Below are 24,932 nucleotides of genomic sequence, written 5' to 3' on the forward strand. Positions count from 1 at the left end.
CATGCGACATGAACACGACGAATGAGGTGGCCGGCGGCCGCGGCGACATCCAGGTCGTCTCGCGCCTCGCGGCGCTGCTGGAATGCATCACGGCGGACTCCCCCTCGATGGACATCCAGCGGGCTGCGGACGTGCTCGGCGTCGGACGCTCGACGGCGCACCGCTACCTGGCATCGATGGAGAAATCCGGCCTGCTCACCAAGGACGCGTCGTCCAAGTATGTGCTCGGGCCGGTGATGGTGCGCCTCGGCGCCATCGCCTTCTCCGGTTCCGGGCTGGTCGATGCCGCCGGACCCATCATGCGCGAACTCGCTTCGGAGATACTCGGGACCGTCGTCCTCGGGGTGTGGGGAGGACAGTCCCCCGTCGTCGCGCGCGTGGAGCGCAACACCAGTCAGACCACGTCTGTCGCGGTCGATGTGGGCCGCTCACTGGGCCCCGAATCCGCCCAGAACCTGCTCTTCACCGCCTTTCAGGCCAGACGCAGCGGACGTCCCCACGCGCAGGAGGGGGTGAGCACCTACGTGCTCGAGGACGAGGAGACACTCGTGGCCCGGCACACCTACGCCGAGGGTGCGCTCAAGGTCGTCGCCGTCCCCGTGCTCACGCGCGGCGGAGACATCGCCGCCACCCTCGCCGTGCTCGGGTTCGGCGTCTCACTGCCCGACACCGATGACGATGCCCTGATCCGACGGCTCGTCACCGCCGCACGAGAGCTGCAGACATCATGACCACCGAACTGTCGACCGAACGGGCCGACACCGGGACAACCGCCTCCGACGGCGGGCCCCCGGTCTCCACGCCCTCTGCACCGCGCCGTCGCACCTGGTGGCGCGCTTCGCTCCCGACCGCGGTGCTCATGCTGCCGGCCGCCGTCGCACTCACCCTGCTGTTCTTCTGGCCGCTGGTCCAGATCGCGTATCTGAGCCTCACGCAACCCGAACCGGGATTCGACAACTACGTCAAGATGTTCACCGACGGCTACACCGTCGCCATCCTGTTGCGCACCGTCTGGGTCTCCTTCATCGTCGCGGTGGTCACCACCGCCCTGGCGTTCCCCTTCGCCTACGCGATGACGATCTGCAGCCCGCTCACCCGCGTGATCCTGTTCACGATCGTCCTCATCCCGTTCTGGACCAACGCGACGGCGAAGAACTTCGTCTTCCTCGCGCTGTTCCAGCGCAATGGGGTGATCGACTCGTTCCTGCAGCAGTTCGGCATCCACTATCCGCTGATCGGGACCGCCTTCGGCGTGACCATCGCGATGGCCCAGGTTCTCCTGCCGTTCGCGGTGCTCCCCCTCTACGCGAGCCTGGGTCAGATCGACAGAAGACTGCTCGACGCGGCGGTCGGATTGGGGGCCACACGCACGCGGGCCTTCTTCCGCGTCTACCTGCCGCTGTCGGCCCCCGGCCTGGCCGCCGGCCTGATCCTCGTCTTCGTGCTGTCGCTCGGCTTCTACGTCACGCCGGCCATGCTCGGCTCGCCCCAGCAGGCGATGATCGCCCAGCTGATCATGGCGCGGGTGCAACTCATCCTCGATCTCGGCGGGGCGGGTGCCATCGGCATCTTCCTGCTCGTGGTGACGATGCTCTCGCTGGGGGTCAGTCGACTCATAGCGGGAGGCCGCTCGCGCGGAACCAACAGCCTGGGAGGCATCAGATGAACACGAAACCGATGCGGCCCTGGTCGCCGCTGGGCATCTCCGTGATCCTGGTGTCGGCACTGCTCCTGCTTCCGGCCGTGCTCATCGTCCCGATGAGTCTGTCCAGCGGCACCACCTTCCAGTTCCCGCCCCCCGGATTCTCGTTGCGCTGGTACGAGAACCTCATCGTGGACGCGGGATGGCAGCGGGCGATCATCACCTCGTTCCAGGTGTCGGGCCTGGTGACACCTCTCGCCCTCGTCATCGGCACGCTGGCGTCGTTCGCTCTCCACCGCATGACCCGCAGGGCGCGCATCGTGGGACTCGGGATCCTGGTCTCCCCACTGGCGATCCCCAACATCCTCATCGCGCTCGCTGCCTACGCGTTCTTCCTGCAACTCGGTCTCAGCGGCACGATCCACGGCCTGGTGTTCGCGCAGACCTGTCTGGCCATCCCCTTCGTGGTGATCGCGGTCTGGGCACGACTGCAGGGGTACGACCGGTCACTGACCTCGGCGGCCCTGAGTCTGGGTGCCTCGCCGTTCACGACATTCCGGCTGGTGACGCTTCCACTGATCCTCCCCGGCATCATCGCCGGCGCGGTCTTCGCATTCGTCTCCTCCTTCGACGAGCTGGTGATAGCACTTCTGCTTCAGGGCCCCGGCGTCGTCACCCTCCCCGTCAAGATGTTCGACAGCGTCGTGGAGGAAGCCGACCCCACGATCACCGCCGCATCCACGATCCTCGTCGTCGCTGTCAGCACCGCTGTGCTCCTCGTGCAGCTGGTCTGGCTGCGGCGCGGACAACACGCCACGAAAGGCGGAAACCGATGAGCACCACCCCACACGCCGGACGCATCGAGATCCGGGATCTCGTCCTGAGATACAACAGCACGTCAGCGCCGGCGGTCGACTCGATCGACCTCACCATCAATCCCGGCGAGTTCATGACGCTGCTCGGTCCGAGCGGGTCGGGCAAGACGACGACCCTCAACCTCCTCGCGGGGTTCCTGCAGCCCACGTCCGGGTCCATCCGGGTCAACGACAGGGACCTGGTGGCCGTGCCGCCGAACAAGCGGAGCTTCGGGATGGTGTTCCAGGACTACGCGCTCTTCCCGCACATGAGCGTCTTCGACAACGTCGCCTTCCCGCTGCGCCAGCGTCGCCGTTCACGGACAGACATCCGCGAACTCGTCCAGGACGTGCTCCATCGGTTCGGGCTGGCCGGATTCGAGGGCCGCAAGCCCGCGGAGCTCTCCGGAGGTCAGCGGCAGCGCGTCGCCCTGGCGCGGGCCACTGTCTTCGAGCCGTCCGTGCTGCTGCTGGATGAACCGCTGGGAGCGCTGGATCGCAAGCTTCGGGCGCAGCTGCAGGCCGAGATCAAGAAGCTGCATCGCGAACTCGGGCTCACGTTCGTCTTCGTCACGCACGATCAGGACGAGGCGATGTTCCTGTCCGACAAGATCGCGGTGTTCAACCGGGGCCGCATCGAGCGGGTGGGCAGTCCCACGGAACTGTATGACGACCCCGGCACCCAATTCGTCGCACAGTTCCTCGGCGAGGCGAATGTCTTCGCGGGCACGCTGACCTCCGACGGTTCCTATCTCTGGAACGAGGAACGTCTGCGAGTCAGCGATGCGGACGCTCATGCGGGATCCCTGCTGATGGTGCGTCCCGAGAACGTGCGGGTCGGCGAGACGGTCCCGACCGGCTGGAACGCGGCGAGGGCCACGGTCGTCGACGTGTCGCAGCTCGGCTCCTCGACCCGCGTCGACTTCCGGTTCGACAACGGGCAGGCGGGCACGGCTCGTCTCGATGCCGATCCCACGATCGCGCTGCGGTCCGGAGACAGCACCTGGGCGGCCTGGTCACCTGCCTCCCAGCGGTTCGTCACCCCCGAGCTCGATGCGCCGGGCGCCGTCGCCGCTCGCGCCGAGACGGTCGCGGCATGAGCGTCGAATCGACCTACCGGGCGCTCGCGGACTCACCCACGACGCCGGCGGGAGCGATGTGGAGCGCGTTCGGCAGTCCGGACGATCTCGGCATGCTCAACAACCTGACCGCGCCTCGCACGGCAGCAGCGGCGAAGCTGGTGCGCACGGGGTCCGTGTACAACCTGGACTACCCGATCAACACGTTCGTTCCGAGCATCTCCGGCACCCGACCGGCGACCGAGCATCACATCTTCGCGAACAACCCCAACCACCGTGACGACTGGCTGGACTCCTTCTATCTGCAGTCCACCTCGCAGATCGACGGACTGCGACATATGCGACACCCCAGCGCCGGCTTCTACGACGGCGCCGCAGACGATGAGATCGCCGAGGGCAGGACGCGCCTGGGCATCCATCACGTCGCCGAGCACGGCATCGCGGGCCGGGGCGTGCTGCTCGATATGCCGAAGTTCTTCCGCGACCGCGGGGAGGAGATGCCCCGCACCGCCGCGTTCACGCCGGAGGTGCTCGAAGCCGCGGCCGAGCATCAGAGGGTGGCCTTCGAGCCCGGTGACATCCTGCTGCTGCACACCGGCTGGGCCGTCGCGTATCTCGGCATGACCCAGGAGGAGCGCGCGCTCCGGCGCGGGTCGGCGGGCCTGCATCAGTCGGATCAGATGCTCGAGTGGCTGTGGAACCGGCGGTTCAGCCTGATCGCCGCCGACAACCCGGGCCTGGAGGCCTTCCCCATCGACCGCTCGTCCGGGTTCGTCATCGAAGACGCCCCACCGCCAGAGCGGGGTCCCGATCACAACGGCATGATGCATCGCAGTCTGATCCCTCTTCTGGGGCTCATGCTGGGCGAACTCTGGAAGCTCGACGAGCTCGCACGTGCCTGCGCGGAGGACGGCTCGTACGCCTTTCTCCTCACCGCCAAGCCGCTGAACCTCATCGGTGGTGTCGGCTCCCCGCCCAACGCCATGGCCATCAAATGACCTCGCCCTCCCGCAACTGAACCAGGAGACTCTCGCATGACGCTCAACGCACTTTCCCACCTCTACGATGCCGAGATCGACGCCGACCGCCTCACCGACGACCCGGAGGTCGACGAGCTGCTGCGCGGCGCCGTGGACCTGCACGTGCATCCGGCGCCGAGCCCGTTCCCCCGACGGATCGGGATCCTCGATGCCGCGCAGGACGCCGCGGAAGCCGGCTTCTCGGCGATCGTCGTCAAGTCGCACCACGCCTCCATGCAGACAGACGTGCTGGCTCTCGGCCCTGCCGGACTCGACGAACTCGACATCGACGTGTACTCGGGCGTCGCGCTGAACCGCACCGTGGGCGGACTCAATCCCTATGCCGTCGAGCTGTTCCTGAGCCTGGGCGCGAAACTGGTCTGGTTCCCGACGATCTCCTCCCGCGCGCACATCGACTTCCATCACGTCCATCACGACAGCCGGTTCCCGACCACCGACCTCGCGCTGCGTGAGCATGAGCCGCTGTCGATCCTCGACGCAGAGGGTGCGCTGGTGCCGGAGGTGTACGACATCTTCGAGATCATCCGCTCCCACGGGGCTGTGCTCAACGCTGGGCATCTGCCTGCGGAGGAGATCGACGTGCTGATCCCTGCCGCGCGCGCCGCCGGCGTGGACCGGATCGTCGTCAGCCATCCGACCTTCATCATCGGCGCCTCCCCGCAGCGCGCCGCGAGCTGGGTGCGCGAAGGCGCCACCGTGGAGCACTGCCTGGCTCTGGCGGTCGGCCGGCCCGAGTCGCCCCTCACGCATGAGGCGCTGATGCCGTATCTGGAGGCGTGCGGGGTGGGCGGGACGGTGTTCTCGTCCGACCTCGGCCAGCGCGCCAGCATCCTGCCCGTGTCGGGCTTCCGTCGCATGGCGCGGCGATTGCTGGACGCCGGCATCCCCGGGGAGGACGTCCACCGGATGGTCGCGACAAACGGCGCTCAGCTGCTGAACGGGTGAGCGACGTGAGATCCGCAGACGACATCCTTGTCCAAGGGGGGGAAGCCGTACGGCGGTCGATGTTCGGCGACGACCTCGTCGACCGCAACTACATCGGCGCCGACGACTTCAACCGCCCGGTCCAGCAATGGCTGGCGGGAGCGGTCTGGGCCGACGTGTGGACGAGGGATGGACTGGACCGCCGTACCAGAAGCCTGGTCACCATCGCGATACTCGCCGCACTGAGGTCCGAGGAGCTCGAGATGCATCTGACCGCCGCACCGCGCAACGGATGCACGGTCTCCGATATCCAGGAGGTGCTGCTGCAGGTGGCCCCCTATTGCGGCGCACCCGCCGCCCTGGCGGCGTTCCGCCGGGCCGAATCGGTGCTGACGCGGTTGGGGATGCTGGACGACGACGAGCCTGCCGCACGGAAGGACGCCGACCATGGCCTACGGCACGAATGACCCTCGCTCCACGCTGCCGGTCCTGGAGAGCCGGGTGCCACCGGCGACCGCCTTCTCGCCGGCGGAGTACGTGCGCTTCTCGCAGCAGCCACCGCGCGAGCGGGAGGGCGGCCGCCGGACGTGGTACGCGCGCGGACAGCACTTCGTGCTGGAGTTCTCTGAGCTGGACGGCGAGACGGCGCTCGAGCGCTCGGATCAGCCGGACGAGTACATGCTGATCCTGCCCGACGACGGGGTGACGGCGACCGTGCGCACGTCCGCGCAGATCGAGGAGGTCCCGGGCAGGAGCCTGGTCATCGTCCCGCCTGGAGACAGCGCCGTCGACCTGCGAGGAACGGGCCGGGTCATCCGGCTTCTCTCCAGCAGGGCGGATGACCTGACCGTACGCGCGGCGAATGCCCACTCGTACGCCGAGGAGCACTGCAATCTCGCCCCTCTCGAGGACTGGCCCGAGCCGGTGGGCGGGTACCGCGTCCGGGTGTACGACCTCTCACTGCCTCCGCTGGAGCGCCCGCGGTTCCGGCTGTACCGGAGCACGACGCTGATGGTGAACTTCTTCGATCCGTCCGACGGGCCGCGAGACACGGCAAACCTCTCCCCCCATTCGCACGACGATTTCGAGCAGTGCTCGCTGGTGCTCGAAGGGGAGTTCGTGCACCACATCCGCTGGCCATGGACTCCCGACATGGCCACCTGGCGCGAGGACGAGCACGAGACGCTCGACGCGCCCTCGGTGACGGTCATCCCCGCACAGGCGGTCCACACCAGCCAGGGCATCTCCGCCGGGCGCAACCACCTCATCGACATCTTCGCGCCCCCGCGTCTGGATTTCTCGGCCAAGCCGGGATGGGTGCTCAACGCCCACGAGTATCCGATGCCATGAACCCGAAGAAGACGCGCCCCGGTGAGGACTCCGGCGCGTCCTGGTCAGATCGGCCGACCCGGTTGCGGGTCGAACCGGTAAGCGCCGGCGGCGTCGGTGCGCACCCGGCCCGGAACCGCCTCGGCGAAGTGCGCGGGAAACAGCAGATCTCGCGGCCCCATGCTGTGCAGGAGTTCGCGCCGTGCCGCGGTCGCGGCCTGGTCGTCGATGCAGTAGTCGGTGCTCCGGTGCGGGAACGCGAGCTGGAGGGGATGGTGGATCATGTCGCCCGCGAAGACGGCGCGCATGCCCTGCGACCGCACCTCGACGCACACGTTGCCGGGCGTGTGACCGAAGGCCGGAACAAGGCGCACCTCGTCGGAGACGACGAGGTCGGGCGCGGACAGCTCCAGCACCCCGGCGGTCTGCAGCGGGCGGATGCTGTCGGAGACGTAGTCGCCCAGCCGATCGAACTCCGGCGCGGCCGCCGGGCTCGTCCAGTACGCCCACTCGGCGGCAGTGGTGTGGTAGCGCGCGTTCGGGAACGTGGGCACCCATCGTCCATCGGACCAGGTGGTCGCGAAGCCGACGTGGTCGACGTGCAGATGCGTGAACAGCACCGTGTCGACATCCTCGACGGCGACCCCGACCTGCGGCAGCAGGCCGAGCCAGTCGTCGTCGCGGCGGTGGAAGCTGGGGTTGGGTCTGGTCTTGCCGTTGCCGACGCCGGCGTCGATGACGATGACACGGTCGCGCGTGCGGACGAGGAAGCCGCCCATGTCGATCACCAGAGCACCCGAATCCAGATACGGCGCGCGCCAGTACCAGCCGTCCTCGTCGATGGACCATCCCCCGATCCCGGGGAAGAAGCGCTCCGGATCGACGCGGTAGTGGAGCTGGACGAGCGGGTGCACCGTGACGTCGCCGATCCGGATGCTGCGCAGCGGTTCGCCGGAGCTGCGGGGGAAGGCATAGGGGGCGATCGTCACGGCCGCGGCCCTGGGGTGTCCTGGCCTTCCTCAAGGCGACCTGTTATTGTCCGACTGTCATACATATTTCTAGTGTGTCGCACGATGGGGTGCCGGTCAAGCATCATCGCGACCGCCGTCCCTCCGAGTTGAAGGGTGTCCGAGATGAAGATCGAGCGCAGGGATTTCACGGTGGAGACCGCCGACGGGGTGAGGGTGGCGATCCGCGAGGTGCGCCGTCCCGGCACCGCGCCGCGCACGCCGATGGTGCTGCTGCACGGGACCAGCATCCCTGGCCTGAGCGAGTTCGACCTGCCCGTCCCCGGAGGTTCGCTCGCCGAGGATCTCGCGACACGCGGGCACGTCTGCTACATCCTCGATGCGCGCGGATTCGGCCGTTCGGAGCGCCCGGCGGCGATGTCGGAACCGCCGACCGCCACGGCTCCGCTCGTGCGGACGATCGAGATCACCCGCGATCTCGAGGCCGCCGTCGATCACCTGCGCGACACGACCGGTCAGGACCGGGTCGGCATCCTCGGCTGGGGCATCGGCGCGACCTGCGCCGGGATGTTCGCCGCGCTGCGGCCCGAGAAGGTCAGTCACCTGGTCTTCTACGCCATCGTCTACGGCGGTGCCGCGGGCAACCCGCTGTTCCAGGACCTCGAGAGGTGGGATGACCCGGACCACCGCTACCGACTCAACCCCGCCGTGTTCGGCAACTACAAGTTCAACGAGCTCTCCGCGCTCGAGAACCACTGGAACCGCCTCATACCCGTCGAGGACAAGGACGCGTGGCGGGACCCCGCCATGCTCACCGCCTTCCAGGAGGCGCTGCTCGATGGGGACCCGACCTCGCGTGACCGCACACCGCCGTCCTACCGCAGCCCCAACGGCATGCTCGCCGACCTGCACCTCATGGGCGGCCACGGACAGCGGCTGTTCCATGCCAGCCAGATCTACGCCAAGGTGCTGATCGTCAACCCTGAATACGACGAGCTGTCCCAGCCGGAGGACATCGACGTGCTGATGGATGACCTCTGCCATGCCGAGGCCGTCGAGCTGTGGGAGGCGGCGGGATGCACCCAGTACCTCATCCTGGACCGGCCTCAGCACGGTCGCGACGAAATGCTCGCCCGCCTGGACGGATTCCTCGATTGAGATTCAGCGTTTGACAGTTTGTATGACGATCATATAATCAAGGAGAGGACTGATCCGCAGTCCGTTCCGCAGCGCACGAGGGAGAGCGATGGGCACCGAAGCCACACCACCTGCCGACGCTTCCGGTGCGCAGGTGATCATCGCCAGATACGGCACACGCGTGGGGCGGCGCAGCGAGGTCTATCTCAACTACCCGCTGTACGGACAGGACGACGCCGACATCGGCATGGACTACTTCTTCTGGATCGTCCGAGACGAGGGCGGCGTCGTCGTGGTCGACACGGGCTTCTCCCCGCAAGGCGGTGCGAACCGCGCTCGGATCACCCTGATGACACCGGCAGAGATTCTCGCGCGGGTGGGAATCGAGCCGGACGAGGTGGCCCAGGTGGTGATCACGCATGCGCACTACGACCACATCGGCAATCTCGGACTCTTCCCGCGGGCGGAGTTCATCATCGCCGAGCGGGAGTACGACTTCTGGAACGGACGGCACGCTGTGCGACGGCAGTTCCACCACTCCGTGGAGGATGTCGAGCTCGCCGAACTCCGTCGGCTGCACGCCGAAGGCCGCGTGAGCACCTTCAGCGGCACCCGGATCCTCACGCCGAGCATCGAGCTGATCGAGATCGGCGGGCACACTCCCGGACAGACCGCGGTGCTCGTGCAGACATCGCAGGGGCCGGTACTGCTGGCGAGCGACGCCGTGCACTACTACGAGGAGATCGAGCGCGACATGCCCTTCATGTCGGTGGCGAATCTCGTGGAGATGTACGAGGGCTTCGACCGGATTCACGAACTGCTGGCGACGGGGCGCGCGAAGCACCTCGTCGCCGGCCACGACCCCCGAACGCTGGAGCGATTCAGCCCCATACCGGGGCTCGAGGACCTCGTTGCGACGATCGGGTGAGAAAGAGGATGCACAGATGACCACAGGACGCTTCCACGGCAGGACCGCCGTGGTGACCGGGGCGGGCAGCGGGCTGGGCCGCGCCTCGGCGATCCGACTCGCGCAGGAGGGCGCCGCCGTCGTCGCCGTCGACATCGACGGTGAGGCTGCCGAGCGCACGGCGACGGAGCTGCGAGGCCCGGCGATCGCCGTGCAGGCGGATGTCTCCTCGGAGGACGACGTCGAGGCGTACATGGCAGCAGCCCGAGCGCGCTTCGGCACGGTCAGCCTGCACCACCTCAACGCCGGCATCTTCGGAGACTTCACCCCGCTACCCGATCTGCCGGCCGCGGAGTTCGCCCGGGTGATGCAGGTGAACGTGCACGGCCAGTTCCTCGGCGTGCGCGCCGCGTTCCGGGACTTCTTCGAAATGGGCACGCAGGGCGCCATCGTGCTGACCGCGTCGATCGCGAGCCTCACCGGCAGCTCCGACCTCTTCGCCTACCACGTGTCCAAACACGCCGTCGTCGGCATCGTGCATGCCGCCGCCGTCTATGGCGGCCCCCTCGGCATCCGCGTCAACGCGGTGGCGCCCGGCATCGTCCCCACGGAGTTGTTCGGCGCGGCCGGGCAGGCCACCGGAGGGAAGGACGACATGGTGGCCCGTGCGTCGACGACCCCGCTGCGACGGGCCGGGCGCCCGGAGGAGATCGCCGCGGTCGCGGCGTTCCTGCTCAGCGAGGATGCCGGGTACGTCACGGGCCAGGTGTACTCGGCTGACGGCGGCGCATCGGTGGTCAACACCGTCCGCCCCTCCGGGGGCGCAGGCGCGTGGGACACCGCAGCGGTCGACGAGGACCTCTACGCCGGATTCCGGGTGTTCTCATGACCGCGCGCATCGGGTTCGTCGGGCTCGGCAACATGGGTGGTCGCATCGCCCGCCGCCTGGTCGACGGTGGTCGCGAGGTCAGCGGGTACGACCTCTCGCCCTCCGCCGCCGCGCAGGCGGGAGCGGTCGCCGCGGGAACGATCACGGAGGTCGTGGCCTCCAGCGACGTCGTCTTCATGTCGCTGCCGGACAGCCGGGTCGTGGAACGCGTCGTGCTGGGTGAGGGCGGCCTCGCCGAATCGGTGCGAGACGGGCAGGTCGTGGTCGATCTGAGCACCGCCGCACCCGAGTCGACTCGCGGTATAGCCGCACGTCTCGCGGAGTCGGGCGCCGCCTACCTCGATGCCGGTGTGTCCGGGGGCGCCGCGGCAGCCGAGAAGGGGGCCCTCACGCTCATGATCGGCGGCGACGCCGACGCGCTGGCGATCGTGCGGCCGGAACTCGAGCTGTTCGCGACGCAGATCTTCCTGATCGGACCGAGCGGCGCCGGACACACGACGAAGCTGCTGAACAACTTCCTCAACGCGGTCGCGCTCGCCGCGACCGCCGAGGTCATGGTCGCGGCGAAGGCCGCTGATCTCGACCTCGCCACGGTGCTCGACGTGTTCAACGTCAGCTCGGGGGTGAACTTCGCCACGCTCAATCGCTTCCCCCGGATCATCACCGGCGACTACCTCGAGGGCGGGCTGTCGAACTCCCTCATGCTCAAGGACGTCACCCTCTATGTGGAGCTGCTCGGACAGCTCGGGGTGGCGAGCCTGAACTCCGCGGGACCGATGGCGAGCTTCGGTCTGGCCCGCGCCCTCGGCTACGCCGATTCCATCAGCAACACCGTCGTCGACGCCCTGGGAGACATCTCCGGCGGCATCAGACTCGCAGACAGCAGGAAAGAGGGTCAGCGATGATCATCGTGCCTCCCGAGGCCCAGGTCGGAACAGCGGGCAAGAAGGGCTCCCGGTTCACCGGAGATGTCTTCTCGTATCTCACCTGCAGCGCCGACGGCACCACCGTCAACACCGTCAACTTCACCCCGGGGGCGCGCACGTACTGGCACTCCCATGAGGAAGGCCAGATCCTGCAGGTGCTCGCCGGTCGAGGGCTGGTCCAGAGCGCGGGCGGACCGGTCGAGGTGCTGCGGGCCGGGAGCACCGTGTGGGTGCCACCGGGTGAGAGGCATTGGCACGGTGCCGCCCCTGATTCCTTCATGACCCACGTCGCCATCTCTCTCGGGGTCACCGACTGGGACGAGCCGGTGGATGACGACGAGTACGAATCACCGACAGAGGAGGGCACCCGATGAGCGGGAAGACGCACCAGGAGACGCTGCAGGCCGGGATGCGCCTGCGCCGTGAGGTTCTGGGAGACGCGCATGTCGACGCCTCCCTCGAGCGTGCGACGGAGTTCGGCCGGCCCATTCAGGAGCTGGTCACCGAGTACTGCTGGGGTACGGTCTGGGCCGACGAACGGCTGCCCAAGCAGACTCGCAGCCTGATCAACCTCGCCATGCTCACGACGCTCAACAGACATCACGAGTTCGCCACCCACGTCCGTGGCGCACTGAACAACGGCGTCGAGCCGGCCGAGATCCAGGCGGTTCTCATGCAGACGGCGATCTACGTCGGTGTGCCCGCGGCGCTCGAGTCGTTCCGCATCGCCGAGCAGGTGCTGAACGAATACTCCGCCGATGTCTGACCGGGTCGAGCGCGTCGGCTTCGTCGGCCTCGGGCGGATGGGGCTTCCGATGGCCGCGAATCTCGTGCGCGCCGGGTTCTCGGTCGAGGCCGTGGACGTCTCTCCCGATGCGCGCTCCCGCGCACAGGCCGCAGGCGCCTCGACACACGACGAGATCGCCGCTCTGGCAGGAACGGTCGATGCACTGGTCCTGATGCTGCCGGACTCGGATGTCGTCGACAGCGTCGTCACCGCCGCGGAATCCGCGGGGGTGCTGACCCCCGGGCTTCTCCTGGTGGACATGAGCTCATCCCAGCCCGCGCGGACTCAGCAGCTCGCAAGCCGGCTGGCGACGAGAGGAGTCGGCCTCGTCGACGCCCCGGTGTCCGGCGGGGTGTCGGGCGCGGAGAACGCGAGCCTGACGATCATGGTGGGAGGCGACGCGCCCGACACTGCTCGCGCGCGGGACCTCCTCCAGGCATTGGGACGCACCGTCGAGGTGGGGCCGGTCGGTGCCGGGCATGCGCTGAAGGCGCTGAACAATCTGCTCTCGGCCACTCACCTCTGGATCACCGGCGAGGCCATGGCGGCGGGCGTTCGGTTCGGGCTGGACCCGGCGGTCATGCTGGACGTCTTCAACAGCTCGAGCGGTCGGAGCGGGTCGACACAGAAGAAGTGGCCGGACTTCGTGATGACCGAGTCGTTCGACTCCGGGTTCGGACTGCGCCTGATGCTCAAGGACATGCGCATCGCTGTGCAGCTCGCCGAGCAGGTCGGCGCGTTCCACGGTCTCGGAGGCGGCGCCGTCGAGGTGTGGGCGCGCGCTGCGGACGGACTGCCCGGCGCCGCGGATCACACCGAGATCGCCCGTTGGATCGCGAAGGAGGACGAGTCCGGTAGTCTTTGAAGGATCGTATGATCGTAGACTGATTGAAGGCGCAAGGCTGCATATGGCGACGACGAACTCTCTGGCCGAGACCTGGAAGGCCGCGCCCATGGGGCGCGTCGCAGCTCCGCTGCGCGAGCAGGTCATCGCCGCGCTGCGGCAGGCGATCCTGGACTTCCAGCTGAAGCCCGGACAGCGCCTGGTCGAGCGCGAGCTCATCGAGCAGCTCGGTGTCTCGCGCACCACGATTCGTGAAGCGCTGCGCGAGCTCACCTCCGAGGGACTCGTCACCGTCGTTCCGCAGCGCGGGGCGATGGTCACCGCGCCCAGCCTGGACGATGCCGTCGATCTCTATGAGGTGCGCGCCTCCCTGGAGTCGCTGGTGGTCCAGCGGTTCGTGGAGCGCGCGACGGACGATGAGGTGACCCGACTGCACGACACCGTCGAGGACCTCGCGGCACTCGCCTCAGAGACCGACGACATCCGCGCCATCCTCGCCGCGAAGGACCGCTTCTACGCGGTGCTCATCGCCGGCGCGGGAAGCAGTGCGCTGCAGCAGCTGCTCGAGGGCATCCAGGCCCGAGTGCAGGTGCTGAGGGCGACATCGCTGTCCGAGGCCGGGCGCGCACCGGAGGTGGTGCGCGAGTTGCGCGCCGTCGTCGAGGCGATATCCGCGCGCGACGCGGAGCGGGCCTCGCGGCTGTGCGCCGAGCACGTCCGTGCCGCGGCAGCGACCGCCCTCAGCAGTCTCCGTCAGGCCGAGGCAGAATCCGCCTGACGCGCATCATCGGATCCTTCACCTGTTTCCCCACAGAATGAAGGAGTCATCATGGCACTCAGTGCCCAGCAGCAGGAGATCAAAGAAGAATTCATCCGCCTCCGCGGCGGATGGGACACCGCGTGGGACGCGGTGCTCGAGCTCGACCCGGAGTTCCTGAGGGCGTACGCGCACTTCTCGGGCGTGCCCTGGGCGAAGAATCACCTCGACGCTCTCACCAAAGAGTTCCTCTACATCGCGATCGACGCGGCAGCCACCCATCTGTACGTTCCCGGCATCCGCAGCCACATCCGGGCCGCGCTGCGTCTCGGTGCGACGAGGGAGCAGATCATGGAGGTGCTGGAGTGCACCGCGACGCTGGGGATCCACGCGATGAACATCGGCGTGCCGGTGCTCGTCGAGGTGCTCGAGGAGAAGGGATTGCGCATCGGTCCCGCACCGTTGTCCCCCGCCCAGGAGGAGCTGAAGGCCGAGTTCACGCGCACGCGGGGCTACTGGCATTCCTTCTGGGACGAGATGCTCGAGCTCGACCCCGAGATGTTCGAGGCGTACACGGAGTTCTCCTCGGTGCCCTGGCGCAGCGGAACCCTGGAGCCGAAGGTCAAGGAGTTCATCTACATCGCCTTCGACACCGCCGCCACCCATCTGTACGTCAAAGGGCTGAAGCTGCACATCGAGAACGCCATCGGATATGGAGCGACCGCTGAGGAGATCCTCGAAGTCATGGAGATCGCGAGCGTCCTCGGCATCCATGCGGTGACGACCGCCGCACCGATCCTCGTGGAGGAGTCCGCATCGCGGCAGCAGGACTGACCGTCACCCGGACGTCCCGCATGACGGGCTTGTATTGTTTTGAGTGATCGTCATACAATACGATCATCACTCGATCCGGCGATGGCGACTTTCCCGAAGTCGCCGGCCGGTGACCGACACCCTCGGCATCAAAGGAGATGTGACATGGCATGGAAGAAGAGCGCGAAGCTCGCAGTGGCCCTGGCGGCCGTGCTGAGCCTCGCAGCGTGCGGTTCCGGCGCATCAGCAGGAAACGGCGGCGACGGCGGCGAGAAAGTCACGCTGACCTGGGCGAACGTGGGCGGGCAGGAGGCGGAGCGGGAGAAGTTCGCCTTCCATGATCCGTTCACCGACGAGACCGGCATCAAGATCGAGAGCGTCGCCTTCTCCAACCTCATCGCCCAGTTGCAGAAGATGGTCGAGAGCGGAAAGCCGGTCTGGGACGTGGTGCACAACGTGCCCTACATCGCCCTGAAGTACTGCGGAGAGCTGCTGGAGAAGGTCGACTACTCCGACTTCCCCGACGTGTTCCCGGAGAACACCACGACGGAGTGCACCGTCCCCGCCGGCAAGTTCGGATTCGTGTATGCCTATGACAACGAGGTCTACACCGACGAGGTGCCCACCGAGCTCGCGGACTTCTTCGACACCGAGACCTTCCCCGGCAAGCGCGTCATCCGCGCCAACAACCCCCGCGGCTACCTCGAGATGGCGCTGCTCGCCGACGGTGTGGCGCCCGAGGACCTGTACCCGCTCGACATCGAGCGCTCGCTGGCGAAATGGGACACGATCAAGTCCGATCTGATCTTCGTCCCCGCCGTCGCAGCCGTGCAGCAGGCACTGGTCAGCAAGCAGGCGACCATGACCATGACGATCAGCACCAACCTCGGCGCCGCGTTCGACTCCGGCGCCACGATCTCGCCGGTCTGGGACATCACCTTCTGGGACTTCGACGTGTTCATGATCCCGAAGGGCACTCCGTACAAGGAGGAGGCCGTGGCGGCCATCAAGTTCGCGCTGCAGCCGGAGCGGCAGATCGAGAACGCCGAGCTGGGCGGCAACACCCCCGTTCGCACCGACATCGATCCCGCGACGATCGACTTCGAGGGAGGGACGGAGTTCAACCCGTTCCTCGGAGACGACCGCGGCGAACTCATCCTCTTCGACTCGGAGTGGTGGGCGGAACACCTGGAGTCGGCCTCCGAGTCATGGGTCGCGTGGCAGGCGGGCTGATGACCTCGCTCGTCGAATCTCGTCTGCGCGTCGGTGAGAGACCGGCGCGCAGACGGCGCCCCCTCGCGGCGCCTCTGGGAACCGTGCTGCTGCTGCTCCCGGCCGTCGCGGCGTTCGGCTTCCTGTTCGTGTACCCGATGATCGGGGTGGCCGCCGAGAGCGTGACACTGCCCGAACCGGGCATCGGAAACTACGTGAACCTGTTCACCGACGGATACACGCTGAAGATCCTGATCCGGACGTTCTGGGTCGCGCTCGTGGTGGCGGTGTTCGCCATCCTGCTCGCCTTCCCCTACGCCTACCTGATGACGATCTCGGGGCCTCGCTGGGCGGCCGTGCTGATGACCGTCGCGCTGATCCCCTTCTGGAGCAACGCGACGGCGAAGAACTTCGGACTGCTCGTCCTGTTCCAGCGCGACGGGCTCCTCGACCGGTTCCTGTCGTTCTTCGACATCCACTACCCCCTCATCGGCACCACGCCGGGCGTGATGATCGCCATGGTGCAGGTGCTGCTGCCCTTCGCCGTGCTGCCGCTGTACGCGCGGCTCGGACAGGTGAACCGGCGACTGCTGGATGCCGCGCAGGGTTTGGGAGCGTCCAGGGCGAAATCCTTCTGGGGAATCTACGTGCCGCTGTCGATGCCGGGCGTCGCCGCCAGCTTCACGCTCGTCTTCATCCTCGCGCTCGGGTTCTACGTCACACCCGCGATGCTCGGCACGCCTCAGGAGTCCCTGATCGCGCAGCTGATCATGGCTCGCCTGCAGGTGGTCCTGGACTTCGGCGGAGCGGGCGCCATCGGCGTGCTGCTGCTCGTCGTGACCGTCCTGCTGCTCGGGTTCAGCCAGTTCGTCTCCGGACGGCTGGCCACGGGCCGCGACCGCTCGTCGACGGCCGATTCGGTGAGGACCATCGGAGGAAGAGTCGGATGAGAACGCGATTCGGACCACTGAAGGTCGCCGGCGTCCTGATCGCCCTGTTCCTGGTCGCTCCCGCCGCCTTCCTCGTCCCGCTGAGTCTGTCGGACGGCACGACGTTCCAGTTCCCCCCGCCGGGCTGGTCCCTGCGCTGGTACGAGAACCTGGTCACCGACCCGGTGTGGCTGGACGCCATCGTCGTCTCGTTGAAGGTGGCGCTCGGCGCGATGGCGTTGGCGGTCGTGATCGGCACCAGTGCGACGTTCGCACTCTTCCGATTCAGCCCGCGGATGCGGGCACTGGGCAGCACAGTGCTGATCTCCCCGCTCGTGATCCCCAACATCCTCATCGCCCTGGCGATGTACACCACGTTCCTCAAGCTGGATCTCGCGGGCTCGCTGCTCGGGCTGATCCTCGCGAACACCTGTCTGACGGTTCCCTACGTGATCATCGCGGTCTCCGCCCGTCTGCATGGCTACCAGAGGTCGCTGACCTCCGCGGCACTGAGCCTCGGCGCCACGCCTTTCGCGGTGTTCCGCACCGTCACGCTGCCACTGATCCTCCCCGGGGTGATGGCGGGAGCGCTTTTCGCGTTCGTCGTCGCGTTCGACGAACTCGTCATCGCACTGCTGCTTCAGGGGCGCGACACGAAGACGCTCTCGGTCACGATGTTCAACGCCGTGATCGAGGTCACCGATCCCACGATCTCGGCCGCCTCCACCGTGCTCGTGGTCATCGTGAGCGTCGTGGTGCTGGGTGTGCAGCTGGGGTGGATCCGAGGCAAGGAGAGACAGATGGAGAGCAGAGGAGAAGCATGAGCATCGAGACGCACAGGCCGGGCGCCCTGGAGCTGCGCCACCTGATGAAGCGCTACGGCGTGGACGACACCCCGGCGGTGGACGACGTCGATCTGCGAATCGAGCCGGGTCAGTTCATGACGCTGCTGGGACCGAGCGGATCGGGCAAGACGACGACGCTGAACATGCTGGCGGGATTCCTCGAGCCCTCCAGCGGATCGATCACGATCGACGGCAGAGACCTCATCTCGGTCCCCCCGCACCGGCGGAACTTCGGCATGGTCTTCCAGGACTACGCCCTGTTCCCCCATATGACGGTGTTCAACAACATCGCCTACCCGCTTCGCCAGCGGGGGGTTGCGAAGGCGGAGGCCAAGCGCCTCGTCGAGGACATCGCGGAGCGCTTCGCGCTCGGACCGCTGCTGCTTCGGAAACCGGACCAGCTCTCCGGCGGTCAGCAGCAGCGTGTCGCACTGTCGCGTGCCCTGGTGTTCTCCCCGGAGGTGCTGCTGCTGGATGAGCCGCTGGGTGCGCTCGACCGCAAGCTTCGCGCCACGCTGCAGGCCGAGATGCGGCGACTGCATCGCGAGCTCGGGCTGACCTTCGTCTTCGTCACGCACGACCAGGATGAGGCGATGTTCCTCTCCGACCGGATCGCCGTGTTCAACAAGGGGCGCATCGAGCGCGTCGGCGCGCCGGCAGAACTCTACGACGACCCGGGGACGCTGTTCGTGGCGAGCTTCCTCGGCGAGGCGAACCTGTTCGCCGGGGAGGTCGTCGACGCGTCGACCTACCTGTGGCGGGGTGAACGTCTGCGACACCGGGGCGGAGTCGCACCCGGGTCCGTGCTGATCGTCCGGCCCGAGCGAATGAAGCTCGCGCACAAGGGCGCCGACGTCGGCGATGCGAATGCCGTCCCCGCGACGGTCACGGACGTGGCGAGGCTGGGCGGCGGCACCACGCGCATCGACCTGCGTTTCGCGGACGGTGCGGTCGGTGCGGCCACGAGCCCGGCCACCGATATCGTCGATGTGCGCCCAGGTGATGAGGTCAGAGCCGTGTGGGATGTGGACGGCCAGGCGTTCGTATCCCCGGATGCAGATGCGCGCAGCGCGGCGGAGACCGCGCCGGTCTCGGCCCCGACCGCCGAACCTGCGGCGGTCGGCGCGATGTGACAGCGGTGGTCTTCAGGACCGGCTGAACCGCTCCGCGATCTCGTCGAAGCCGATCTCGCGCGGAACCGCCTCGGGTGTGGTCCGCGCGAGATCGGTGCGCGCCACACGCTCGAACACGGCCGCGATCCCGAGGAACAGGTCCTCCACGAGCCCGGCCTGCGCCTGGGTGTCGGCGATCTCGCGCATCTCGTCGACGAACCGCTCCGACTTGGATGCCGCCAGCGCCACCTCCGCTGCCCACCGCGGGACGTTGTCGGGCCAGGCACCCGACACGTCCTGCAGGAAGGCGTCGAGGACACCGAAGTGCGACGCCGTCAGCGCGGCCTGCAGCACGAGGGCATTCGTTCCCTTGTACATCGAGGACATCGTCATCTTCAGCGCCGAGGCCGTGCCCACCCCGCTCTCCAGGATCACCGTGCGATACCAGGACTCGGACAGCTCCCGCAGCTCTCCGGCGCGCTCGCCGCTGAGATACAGGGTCGTGCGGGCGCCCGGGTGAGGCGGCGCACCCGATATGGTGCCGTCCACGAGCTCGAGACCGCCGTCGTGGAGCAGGTCGGCGACACGGAGGACAGTGCGGGGGGACACGGCGTTCAGGTCCGCCACGAGGGGTGCCGTGCCGGCGTCGACGGCGGCACGCACGATGTCCCGCGCCACGGGGATCGCCGCGGCCGGCGGGACGATCGACACCACCAGGTCGGCCTCGACCACTGCGTGGAGGCTGCCGGCGGAGACGATCCCCCGGCTGCGTGCGAGGGCGATGGTGCGCGCGCTGCGGCAGGAGAGGTCGGTCTTCACCTGATGGCCCGCGGCAGCCCAGGCCGCACCGAGTGCGCTGCCCATCGCTCCCGCCCCGACGAGCCCGATGATCACGATGTGGCCGCCTTCGCGTCAGAGGATGGCCATGGCGTTCGGCGGCGAGCCGACCCCACCGGTGACAGCGAGTGGCTTCGCCGTGAGCAGGAACTCGTGACGGCCATCGGCCGCGCACGCCTCGGCGAGCTCATCGAGGCGCCACAGCTCGCCGAGAGACAGACCGAGCAGGGCGATGAGCTCCCGGTGGATCATCCCGTTGTGGCTGGGCCCGCGTTCGGGCAGCGCCTCATCGGGATCGACGAACGGCGAATGCGGGTCGACGGGGAAGGCCTCGACTCCTGCATTGTCCGACGCGAACAGGGCGACGCCGGTGTCCCACAGGAATTCCAGCATCTCGTGGCTCTGCTCGATCCCCGGCGAGCCCCAGTTCGCGCGCAGGTGCGCCTGCTCGTCCGCCGAGAGCGCCAGGTAGTGGCCGGCCCAGCCCGTTCGCATGAGGATGACGTCCCCGCGTCGCAGCTCGACCCCGTGCAGCTCGGCGGCGGCGCGGAGGTCGCTGGCCGTGACCGCATGATTGGTCGTCACGTCGAACGTGCGGCCGGCGTGCGAGTAGTAGCGGGGCAGATCCAGCAGCACGCCCCGCGCGACGATCCCGTGGCGTGCCACGAGTTGGATGCCCAGATCGGGACCACCGGCCACGATCCGCTCGTCGGGGACGCCGTTGTAGAACCCGTGTGCCGGATGGCGCATGTGGCGCAGTCCGTCGATCTGCGAGGTGGACTGGAGGTAGAAGCGGTCGAGCCAGTCGTCGCGGTGATTCGGGTTGTTGGAGAAGAGGTGATGCTCGGTGGCAGGACGGGTGCCGGCCAGGCTGGGGACGAAGGTGTTCAGCGGGTAGTCGAGGTCGAACACCCTCCCGTCCCGAGCCAGGGCCGCCGCCGCGGCGGACTCCGCGGGCCCGATGAAGTTGAGAGTACCGAGCTGGTCGTCGCGGCCGAAGATCCCCCAGGAGGAGCCGGCGGGCCCATCGGTGCGGGCGAGCAGCTCCCGGTAGGCGGGGTATCGCCCTCGGTGCGCACTCGTCGCGCGTTCGATGCTCGACGAGGCGTCAGGGATCGCCATGGTCAACGCACCGCCGCCTGCTGGATGACGGGTCGCCGATCGGCGTCGAGCATGTCCGTTCCCGAGAGGTCCACGCCGCGCGTCTCCGGCGAGACCATCACGCTGCCGATGATCAGCACGCCGGCGATCGCCAGCAGCACGACGGGGGTGAGCGAGAGCGGCATGAAGTTGGACAGTCCTGCCTGGTAGGCGGCGAAGAAGCCCGGGATCACCACGGCCAGCGAATAGCCGATCCCCCAGCCCGACGACCGGACCCGGGTCGGGAATCTCTCGTTGATGTAGGAAGGCAGCGTGCCGATGGTGAAGCCGTTGACGCACTGCGCGAGGAAGACCACTCCGATGAGCACCGCGAACGGCAGCGGGATGTCGCTGCCGAGGATCCAGAACATCGTCGTCATGACGAAGAGGATGAGACCCCCGGCGAACAGCAGCACCGGCCGACGGCCGAAGCGGTCACTGAGGTGCCCGGAGAGCATGTAGGCGAAGGGGACGATGATGTTCGCGAAGATCACGCTGAGGCTGAACTCATTCGCCGTGAACCCGCGTCCGATGATCAGCTGAGGGATGACGGATCCCACCATGTTGACCATGAAGAACACGCCGGTCATCAGCACGAAGACCTGCAGGAACGGGCGGATGTTCGTGCGGCTGAACATCTCCTTCACCGGATTCTTCGCCTTCTCGGCCTCGACCCAGATCACCGACTCCTCGACGTCGCGTCGCAGGTAGCGGGCTACGACGTAGGCGGCCACCGCCCCGATCACGAACGGGATGCGCCAACCCCATTGCACGTAGGCGGAATCGATGTCCGAGGCCGGCGCGATCTGCAGGGCGATGAACGTGAAGACACCGATCAGCAGGTAGCCGATGGTCGATGCGCTCTGCACGAATCCGCCGACGAGCCCTCGTCGATGGGTCTGTGCGTACTCGATCGCCATGGGCGTGGCAGCGGTGTACTCGCCTCCGAGGAAGATGCCGTCGATGAAGCGGAGCAGGAGCAGGAGGGTGATCGCCGCCACGCCGCCGATCTGCTCCGCCCCTGGCAGGCACGCGATCAGCAGGGTGGTGACGCCGAAGCCGTAGATCGAGATGGCTCCGACGCGCTTGCGGCCCAGGCGATCCGCGAGGTGTCCGAACAGGAAGGCGCCGACAGGGCGCCCGAACAGCGTGGTCGCGAGGGTGAAGCCCGTGACCACAGCGGTCTGCGCGGGATCCAGGCCGATCGTGAAGTAGACCATGGCCGGCAGCAGCGCCACGGATGGGAGGTAGATGTCGAAGGAGTCGATGAGGAAGCCCCAGAAGGCTCCGCGGATCGCGCGTCGTCTGCGGATGACGGGTGGTGTGGTGGAGGTGTCGACACCGGCGCTGATGCTCATTTCGCCCTTTCGGAGAGGATGCCGCTGTGCGGCCTGCGGACTCTCATCGGCGGGCGGAGGTCTCCGTCGACCGGCTCAGCCACACGCTCTCCGATGAGCATCTATGACTGTACGATCGTCATACGAAAACGTCAAGAACTTCTGGGTCAGCGCGTCGGTTCGATTCCGAACACGCGCAGCTGCAGAGCCATCAGCCGGTACCACCCGACCAGGGTGACCACCTCGAGGACGATGCCGCCGCCCAGGGATGCCTCGGCGGTGGACCATTCGGCGTCCGTCAGCGTTCCCCGGCTGAGGAGGGCGTCGGCGGTGCGCACGAGAACCTGCTCCTGTGGATCCGCGCCGACGAAGCGGCCCTCGTCGATGCGCGCGATCTCCTCGTCATCCAGCCCCGCCTGACGTGCCGCGGGGTGGTGGGCGAAGCGTTCGAAGGCGCTGTCCTCCCGCTGGGCCACCATGAGGATCACCACCTCCCGTGCTCGCGGCGGCAGCGTCAGCTCGAATCTCACTCCGTAACCCAGCTGTTCGAGCCGCAGACCGAGCTCGGGGTTGTGCATCCAGGCCGCGGGCGGACCGGTGAGCTGGCCGTCCGCGGTGACCAGGGAGAAGGCGGCGCCGGGGGCCGCCCGCCCACCCGTGGTGTACCGCGCATACAGTTCGGCGGCCGGGCCCGCCAGCGTCGTGGGGTCTATCCGGGGGAGGCGTGTCGTCATCGGTGTTCCTCTCGGCGAACGTGCACTATTGTATGACAATAGTGCAATAAGGGCGCAACAGTGGAGGAGCGGCGATGTCGACGCGGATGGCGATGTTCCGAGGATATCTGCGCTGGCGCTATCGCCACCGCCACGACCTGGGCAGAATGCAGCGCGAGCTGCCGATCAGGCAGCGGCCGACGGAGATGCCGCCTGAGGTCGCACTGATGTGCGAGGTCGGTGTCGACGAGATCGCGGGTCGGACGGTGCACACCCTCGCGCCGCGGCAGGGCGGCACCGGTGTGCAGGTCGTCCATCTGCACGGCGGTGCCTATGTCTACACCGCTCAGCAGGCGCACTGGCGAGCGCTGGCACACCTGGTCTCCGCCTCCGGCGCGACCATGCATGTGCCGCTCTATCCGCTGGCACCGGATGCGACCGTCGACGACGCGCACCCGCTCGTCGACGCCGTGCTCAGTCGTGTGCGCATGGCTGCCGGCGGAGGCGCGGTACTCCTCAGCGGCGATTCCGCCGGCGGAGGACTCGCCCTCAGTCACGCCCTGTGGATGCGCGAGAACGGCCGTCGGCCCGTGGACGGCATCCTGCTGTTCTCGCCCTGGCTCGACGTGACGCTGACCAACCCCGGGATCGCGAGGCTGGAACGGCGGGATCCGATGCTGTCGCGACCGATGCTCGTGCAGGCGGGGAGGTGGTGGGCGGGTGGTCGCGACACGAGGGATCCCCTCGTGAGTCCGCTGCACGGGGACCTCACCGGACTCCCGCCGGTGACGACGTACATCGGAGGCCGGGACATCCTGCTTCCCGACGCTCAGGAACTCGACCGCCGGATCCGTGCCGTCGGGGGCACGTCGCGGCTGCGGGAGTGGGCGTCCGGCTTCCATGTGTTCATGGCTGCCCTGACGACGAAGGAGGCGCGGGCCGCGATCGCGGACGCCGCGGCCCTCCTCAGCCTGCAGGTGGGTGCGGATCAGGCGCCGGCGTCCGGCATCGGGTAATCGGCTGCATTGAGCACCCAGCCCTCCTGCAGCGAGAAGTCGCGACGAGGGGGGCCGAAGATGTCGATGAGCTGATTGAGGTCCGCGCCCAGCGACTGGCTGGTGTGCACCGTCGGGGGTGGGATGACGGTCAGCGACGGTGCCGCCACATGGACGTGCTCATCCTCGCGCCACTCGCGAAGGTCGGTCGTCCACGGCCAGCGCAGATGATGGATGTACTCGCCCTGCAGCACGAGAGAGAGCTGCTCGAAGTCCTCGTGGTCGTGAGGGGACATCTTCGCCGGATCGCGCGGACCCTTCTGGGCGGCGATGTAATTGACCATGAAGCTCGCGCAGCGGAAGATCCGGAACGGCGGACTCCCGAGCGTCGGCACCGTGAGGTCGTAGGTGCGCACGCGGTAGCCGCCGACCGGCTCGGGCCACGGCACGATCGGCGCCACGTTCGCGTGGTCGACGAGGTAGGCATCGGCGTTCATCGCATCCTCCGCCAGGCCCGGCGCGCGTGTCGTGGAGATCACGACGACGCGTCCCGGCGCGGTGAACTCCAGCTCCACGCGTCCCGGCGGGACGAAGGTCAGGGTCTCGCCACCGGCGGCGTGCACTCCGCCGACGGCATGCACGCGCACGGCGGTGCCGGCTTCGGTGAGGATCACCCCGGTTTCGTCCGGTCCGCCCGGATACGACAGCACCGTGCCCGCGTCATCGATGTCGACGACGTCGATGACGAGGTTCTGGCTTCGACCCCGCCATCGTCGCGCGCCGTCCAGCACCGTGGGGGCCGTGTCATGGAATCGCAGATAGTCCGCCGCCGCGGCTTGAGCCGACGGGGTCGCGGACCCTGTCGCGGTGAGCGCGGAGCGGATGTCGGTGGAGTCGAACGGCATAGTGCTTCCCT

The 24,932-nt window shown here is 67.8% G+C and carries 28 protein-coding genes; 22 read left to right on the top strand and 6 right to left on the bottom strand.

Going from position 1 to position 24,932, the window contains the following annotated elements:
• Positions 1–8: 8 nt before the first annotated feature.
• From ACFQY2_RS03065 to ACFQY2_RS03100, 8 genes are read left to right on the top strand one after another with little or no spacing between them, the layout of a single operon-like run.
• Positions 9–731 carry an IclR family transcriptional regulator gene (locus ACFQY2_RS03065; RefSeq protein ID WP_378744150.1) on the top strand — a complete coding sequence of 241 codons (723 nt, stop codon included), beginning with the start codon at positions 9–11 and terminating at the stop codon, positions 729–731.
• Complete coding sequence (locus ACFQY2_RS03070) at positions 728–1,666, top strand: ABC transporter permease (RefSeq protein WP_378744151.1); 939 nt, start codon at positions 728–730, stop codon at positions 1,664–1,666. The genes ACFQY2_RS03065 and ACFQY2_RS03070 overlap by 4 nt, the downstream gene beginning before the upstream one ends.
• Positions 1,663–2,478, top strand: coding sequence for an ABC transporter permease (locus ACFQY2_RS03075; protein ID WP_378744152.1), 816 nt, complete (start codon positions 1,663–1,665; stop codon positions 2,476–2,478). The genes ACFQY2_RS03070 and ACFQY2_RS03075 overlap by 4 nt, the downstream gene beginning before the upstream one ends.
• A complete protein-coding gene (locus tag ACFQY2_RS03080; RefSeq protein ID WP_378744153.1) occupies positions 2,475–3,596 on the top strand; it encodes an ABC transporter ATP-binding protein in 1,122 nt (373 codons plus the stop codon). Before ACFQY2_RS03075 ends, ACFQY2_RS03080 begins: the two co-directional genes overlap by 4 nt.
• A complete protein-coding gene (locus ACFQY2_RS03085; RefSeq protein WP_378744154.1) occupies positions 3,593–4,573 on the top strand; it encodes a cyclase family protein in 981 nt (326 codons plus the stop codon). The genes ACFQY2_RS03080 and ACFQY2_RS03085 overlap by 4 nt, the downstream gene beginning before the upstream one ends.
• Before the next feature lie 36 nt (positions 4,574–4,609).
• Entirely contained in the window at positions 4,610–5,560 is a 951-nt protein-coding gene (locus ACFQY2_RS03090; protein WP_378744155.1) for a DUF6282 family protein, read from the top strand.
• Between the two features lie 59 nt (positions 5,561–5,619).
• Positions 5,620–6,006, top strand: coding sequence for a carboxymuconolactone decarboxylase family protein (locus tag ACFQY2_RS03095; RefSeq protein ID WP_378744156.1), 387 nt, complete (start codon positions 5,620–5,622; stop codon positions 6,004–6,006).
• Complete coding sequence (locus ACFQY2_RS03100) at positions 5,987–6,889, top strand: hypothetical protein (RefSeq protein WP_378744157.1); 903 nt, start codon at positions 5,987–5,989, stop codon at positions 6,887–6,889. Before ACFQY2_RS03095 ends, ACFQY2_RS03100 begins: the two co-directional genes overlap by 20 nt.
• Positions 6,890–6,933: 44 nt before the next feature.
• On the opposite strand, the gene ACFQY2_RS03105 is transcribed toward ACFQY2_RS03100, so the two are convergent.
• Positions 6,934–7,857, bottom strand: coding sequence for an MBL fold metallo-hydrolase (locus tag ACFQY2_RS03105; protein WP_378744158.1), 924 nt, complete (start codon positions 7,855–7,857; stop codon positions 6,934–6,936).
• A gap of 144 nt (positions 7,858–8,001) precedes the next feature.
• Here ACFQY2_RS03105 and ACFQY2_RS03110 point away from each other — a divergent pair, with 144 nt between their 5' ends.
• The 13 genes from ACFQY2_RS03110 to ACFQY2_RS03170 all read left to right on the top strand — a co-directional run bounded on the left by ACFQY2_RS03110 (position 8,002) and on the right by ACFQY2_RS03170 (position 19,015).
• Positions 8,002–8,994: an alpha/beta hydrolase gene (locus ACFQY2_RS03110; RefSeq protein WP_378744159.1), complete on the top strand. Its 993-nt coding sequence runs from the start codon at positions 8,002–8,004 to the stop codon at positions 8,992–8,994.
• Between the two features lie 88 nt (positions 8,995–9,082).
• Complete coding sequence (locus ACFQY2_RS03115) at positions 9,083–9,901, top strand: N-acyl homoserine lactonase family protein (RefSeq protein WP_378744160.1); 819 nt, start codon at positions 9,083–9,085, stop codon at positions 9,899–9,901.
• Between the two features lie 16 nt (positions 9,902–9,917).
• Positions 9,918–10,769, top strand: coding sequence for an SDR family NAD(P)-dependent oxidoreductase (locus ACFQY2_RS03120; protein ID WP_378744161.1), 852 nt, complete (start codon positions 9,918–9,920; stop codon positions 10,767–10,769).
• Entirely contained in the window at positions 10,766–11,674 is a 909-nt protein-coding gene (locus tag ACFQY2_RS03125; protein ID WP_378744162.1) for an NAD(P)-dependent oxidoreductase, read from the top strand. The genes ACFQY2_RS03120 and ACFQY2_RS03125 overlap by 4 nt, the downstream gene beginning before the upstream one ends.
• Positions 11,671–12,069 carry a cupin domain-containing protein gene (locus tag ACFQY2_RS03130; protein ID WP_378744163.1) on the top strand — a complete coding sequence of 133 codons (399 nt, stop codon included), beginning with the start codon at positions 11,671–11,673 and terminating at the stop codon, positions 12,067–12,069. The genes ACFQY2_RS03125 and ACFQY2_RS03130 overlap by 4 nt, the downstream gene beginning before the upstream one ends.
• On the top strand, positions 12,066–12,461 hold the full coding sequence (locus ACFQY2_RS03135) for a carboxymuconolactone decarboxylase family protein (RefSeq protein ID WP_378744164.1): 396 nt from the start codon (positions 12,066–12,068) through the stop codon (positions 12,459–12,461). Before ACFQY2_RS03130 ends, ACFQY2_RS03135 begins: the two co-directional genes overlap by 4 nt.
• The gene (locus tag ACFQY2_RS03140; RefSeq protein ID WP_378744165.1) at positions 12,454–13,347 is read left to right on the top strand and encodes an NAD(P)-dependent oxidoreductase; all 894 of its coding nucleotides are present in this window, start codon (positions 12,454–12,456) and stop codon (positions 13,345–13,347) included. The genes ACFQY2_RS03135 and ACFQY2_RS03140 overlap by 8 nt, the downstream gene beginning before the upstream one ends.
• A gap of 43 nt (positions 13,348–13,390) precedes the next feature.
• Positions 13,391–14,104 carry a GntR family transcriptional regulator gene (locus ACFQY2_RS03145; RefSeq protein WP_378744166.1) on the top strand — a complete coding sequence of 238 codons (714 nt, stop codon included), beginning with the start codon at positions 13,391–13,393 and terminating at the stop codon, positions 14,102–14,104.
• A gap of 51 nt (positions 14,105–14,155) precedes the next feature.
• Positions 14,156–14,917, top strand: coding sequence for a carboxymuconolactone decarboxylase family protein (locus ACFQY2_RS03150; RefSeq protein WP_378744167.1), 762 nt, complete (start codon positions 14,156–14,158; stop codon positions 14,915–14,917).
• A gap of 144 nt (positions 14,918–15,061) precedes the next feature.
• Positions 15,062–16,129: an extracellular solute-binding protein gene (locus ACFQY2_RS03155; protein WP_378744169.1), complete on the top strand. Its 1,068-nt coding sequence runs from the start codon at positions 15,062–15,064 to the stop codon at positions 16,127–16,129.
• Entirely contained in the window at positions 16,129–17,058 is a 930-nt protein-coding gene (locus ACFQY2_RS03160) for an ABC transporter permease (protein ID WP_378744170.1), read from the top strand. The genes ACFQY2_RS03155 and ACFQY2_RS03160 overlap by 1 nt, the downstream gene beginning before the upstream one ends.
• On the top strand, positions 17,055–17,861 hold the full coding sequence (locus ACFQY2_RS03165) for an ABC transporter permease (protein WP_378744171.1): 807 nt from the start codon (positions 17,055–17,057) through the stop codon (positions 17,859–17,861). The genes ACFQY2_RS03160 and ACFQY2_RS03165 overlap by 4 nt, the downstream gene beginning before the upstream one ends.
• The gene (locus ACFQY2_RS03170) at positions 17,858–19,015 is read left to right on the top strand and encodes an ABC transporter ATP-binding protein (protein WP_378744172.1); all 1,158 of its coding nucleotides are present in this window, start codon (positions 17,858–17,860) and stop codon (positions 19,013–19,015) included. Before ACFQY2_RS03165 ends, ACFQY2_RS03170 begins: the two co-directional genes overlap by 4 nt.
• 12 nt (positions 19,016–19,027) lie before the next feature.
• Here ACFQY2_RS03170 and ACFQY2_RS03175 read toward each other — a convergent pair whose 3' ends face one another.
• From ACFQY2_RS03175 to ACFQY2_RS03190, 4 genes are all read right to left on the bottom strand, one after another.
• Positions 19,028–19,888, bottom strand: a complete 861-nt coding sequence (locus tag ACFQY2_RS03175; RefSeq protein WP_378744173.1) for a DUF1932 domain-containing protein — start codon at positions 19,886–19,888, stop codon at positions 19,028–19,030.
• Positions 19,889–19,906: 18 nt separating this feature from the next.
• The gene (locus ACFQY2_RS03180; protein ID WP_378744174.1) at positions 19,907–20,953 is read right to left on the bottom strand and encodes a cyclase family protein; all 1,047 of its coding nucleotides are present in this window, start codon (positions 20,951–20,953) and stop codon (positions 19,907–19,909) included.
• A 2-nt stretch (positions 20,954–20,955) separates the two neighbouring features.
• The gene (locus tag ACFQY2_RS03185) at positions 20,956–22,329 is read right to left on the bottom strand and encodes an MFS transporter (RefSeq protein ID WP_378744175.1); all 1,374 of its coding nucleotides are present in this window, start codon (positions 22,327–22,329) and stop codon (positions 20,956–20,958) included.
• 146 nt (positions 22,330–22,475) lie between these two features.
• Positions 22,476–23,042, bottom strand: a complete 567-nt coding sequence (locus tag ACFQY2_RS03190; RefSeq protein ID WP_378744176.1) for a carboxymuconolactone decarboxylase family protein — start codon at positions 23,040–23,042, stop codon at positions 22,476–22,478.
• Between the two features lie 74 nt (positions 23,043–23,116).
• On the opposite strand from ACFQY2_RS03190, the gene ACFQY2_RS03195 reads away from it, so the two are divergent.
• Positions 23,117–24,037 (top strand): alpha/beta hydrolase fold domain-containing protein, encoded by a 921-nt coding sequence (locus ACFQY2_RS03195; RefSeq protein WP_378744177.1) that lies wholly within the window; start codon positions 23,117–23,119, stop codon positions 24,035–24,037.
• Here ACFQY2_RS03195 and ACFQY2_RS03200 read toward each other — a convergent pair.
• Positions 24,010–24,921, bottom strand: coding sequence for a hypothetical protein (locus ACFQY2_RS03200; protein WP_378744178.1), 912 nt, complete (start codon positions 24,919–24,921; stop codon positions 24,010–24,012). The two genes, ACFQY2_RS03195 and ACFQY2_RS03200, sit on opposite strands and share 28 nt — an antisense overlap.
• Positions 24,922–24,932: the final 11 nt, after the last annotated feature.

Source organism: Microbacterium sp. GCM10027623 (genome assembly GCF_042666935.1).
In the GTDB taxonomy this organism is placed as follows: domain Bacteria; phylum Actinomycetota; class Actinomycetes; order Actinomycetales; family Microbacteriaceae; genus Microbacterium.